Genomic DNA, 2,647 nt, shown 5'->3' on the forward strand with positions numbered 1-2,647 from the left:
AGCTCGGTGGTGGTGAGGAGGAAGGCGACGCGTTTGCGCTGCAGGAGGGGCACGGCATCCTCTCGCACGGGCCCCAGGGCGCCGAGCCTTACAGCGCCCCAATCCTCCAACGCCTCCAGCAGTCGGGGCATGTCCACCCGTTGCTGTACCTGGAGGAATTCCGCGGGGGAGCACCCCCACAAGGGCGCCAGCAACTCCTCGTCGCTAGAGGCCAGGTCGGGCCAGCCCGGTGGAAAGGCCACGCCCGCGCAAGAGAGAGCGGGGCCGGCGCGAAGTCTTCCCAGGAGGTTTTCTCCCAGGGAGCGTCGTCTCCGCCGTGCCCGGGGAAGCCGCCCGCGCCTCCCGCGGTCTCGGCCAGTACCGGAGCGGTGGCTGGCCGCCGGGAAGCGGAGCGGGAGTGGAGGCCGAAGCCGCCCGTCAGACTCCCGCGCGGGTGGCCCGTGCCGCAGCCAGCGAGCAGCACCAACATGGCCAACGTCAGGGCAACCGGATGCGCGGGCGGCCCTGCTCTGAGAATGACTGAAGTAGAAACAGTGGGCACCAGACCTCCCATGCACAGTTCAATGCCTGGCCACATACGGCTGTTAGAGGCGGTGGCGCTCGGCGACGCGGTAGAGCTGGGTGAGGGAGGAGTCGAGGAGGGACTGACGCGAGCGCATGTAGCGCCAGGCGCGGACGAAGGGGAGCCAGACGCGGTGGCCCACGAGGACCTGGGACTCCTCGAGCTTCTTGCGAGGAATCCACTGGCCGCCCAGGTGGCGCACGAGCACCTGGCCCAGGTAGGCGCCGATGGCGGGTACCGCATGCGCGTCGATGTGGTGGCGCTCGAAGACGGTGGGGAAGTCCTGGTGCCAGAACTGGTAGTCGACCTCGGTGAGGGACTGGGGAGTCTCGTCGAAGACGGAGGGCACCTGGGTGTGAAGCAGTGCGACGAGGTGCTCGGCGAGCTCGCCGTAGAGCCCGAGGGCCCGCTGGGGGTCCGCCACGTCGGAGGGGAGGGCGGCGGAGGCGGGGAGCCACTCGTCGGGCTCGGGGGGCTGGTAGTGGTTGAGCTCGGAGATGAGGCGCTGGCGCTCGTGGAGGGCGCGGTCATCCACCACGCGAGAGAGGAGCGGGGCGACGTCGGGGTGGAAGCGGGGCTCGACGGGAGCGAGCGTGGCGCTGCGCTCGCGCAGGGTGCGCAGGAGGGTGGAGAAGTCGAGGTCTGGCCGGAGGTGGGCGTGGGCGCGGGCCTGGGCGAGGCGGGCCGCATCGCTGGCGAAGTCGGCGGCGGTGGGCCAGGTGACGAGGAGGACGGAGCCGTTGGGTAACTCCTCCACCCGGTGAGCCGGAGTGGAGAGCATGCGCTCGCGGCCGACCGTCTCCACCAGCCTGGGGCCGAAGACGTTGAGCCAGAAAACCTCGTAGATTTTGTCGAAGCCGTCTCGAATGGAGGTCTCCATGTCGCGGCCGAAGAGGGGCGAGTCCGCCAGTCCCCTGTCAGCCAGGCTGTGGGCCGAGGCATGGGTGACCGGGTAGCGAGAGGCCCAGGCTCGCACCATTTCCACGAGCTTGAGGCAGCGCTCCGCCTCCGCGAAGAAGGAAAGGGGCTGCACCTTGAGCGAGAGGCGTAATTGGGGAGGGAGTGGCGGGAAGCGGAGGTCGAGCATCATGTACAACGCGGGCCACGTCGTACGACCGAACACGATGTCGGTGTTCTTCTCGTCGCGCTTCTCCTCGAGGGATTTCCAGATGGAGGCGCGGGAGTATTTGCGTTGCCGCTGGCCCTCAACGACATCCGGCATCCACTCGTCTGCGTTCTCCTCGAGTGCTTGCAGCAAAGGCTCCAACTCGTGCTCGAGTTCTGCCTGCTGGTCAAAGGAACCTTCGAAATCGAGCCGAAGGCGATCCTCCTCATTCAAGTCCGAGAACTTCAGCCGCTTCATTGGAACAGCACCTCCACTGCCGGAGCAGCATCCTTGGCGGCGCTCACAGCTGCCTGCAAGTCGGCTACATCCTTGGGCTTGAGAGCACCGCCTTCGTAGATGAGGCGGACGTTTTGGACCGACACGTTGCTGCCCTCGTGTACAAGGTGTTGAAGGGAAGGCCGACGGATGTTCAGCGCTCCGCCGTAGTACCGCAGGGCTTCACTCGCGTCCGCCTTCATCTGTGTCTTCAAGGCTCCTTCCTCTAGCAGCGAGAAGTCGCGGCTCTTGAAGCTGAACGTCTCCACGCGCGGCGGTGTGCCGGCGAGCGTACCCTCTTCGATGACGAGCACATCGGCGAAGCGCAGGCCGCTCTTCAGTGTCCTCACGCCCACATAGGTCTCGATGCGGGGCTGGAGGAAGTCCCCCAGGAAGCGGCGCTCCGCCCGGGGCCGCTGCGCGTCGATGCGCAGCATTTCCACCATGATGCGCTCGAAAGCCAGCCCCCGGGCGAACCATCCCCGCATCCGCTCATAGCCGGCCCAGGCCAGGGGCGGTTTCACCGCCGTCCCTTGTCTCAGCTCCCCGAGACGCTTCTCGTAGTAGGTGACGTACTCACTCCAGCGCGGGTTGCTCCGTGCGCCGGGCGGTGGGGCCTCGAGGACAGGGCGCTGCTTCTCCAGCAACCCGACGTTTCCGGGGAGGCGTGGGCTCGACGATTCGAGCTCCACCCGCAGCCACTT

The 2,647-nt window shown here is 67.2% G+C and carries 1 protein-coding gene and 1 pseudogene; both read right to left on the bottom strand.

Annotation, left to right across the window (positions count from 1 at the left end):
* Positions 1 to 584: 584 nt before the first annotated feature.
* On the bottom strand, positions 585 to 1,925 hold the full coding sequence (locus Q664_RS27380) for a hypothetical protein (RefSeq protein WP_043402134.1): 1,341 nt from the start codon (positions 1,923 to 1,925) through the stop codon (positions 585 to 587).
* Positions 1,922 to 2,647, bottom strand: a pseudogene (locus tag Q664_RS27385) (hypothetical protein); the annotation flags it as partial. The pseudogene Q664_RS27385 and the gene Q664_RS27380, both read right to left, overlap by 4 nt.

Source organism: Archangium violaceum Cb vi76, from assembly GCF_000733295.1.
Taxonomy (GTDB): domain Bacteria; phylum Myxococcota; class Myxococcia; order Myxococcales; family Myxococcaceae; genus Archangium; species Archangium violaceum.

Bases quoted from the DNA above. Each gene is read 5' to 3' on its own strand.
- Q664_RS27380 (WP_043402134.1), bottom strand. From the start codon at position 1,925: ATGAAGCGGCTGAAGTTCTCGGACTTGAATGAGGAGGATCGCCTTCGG.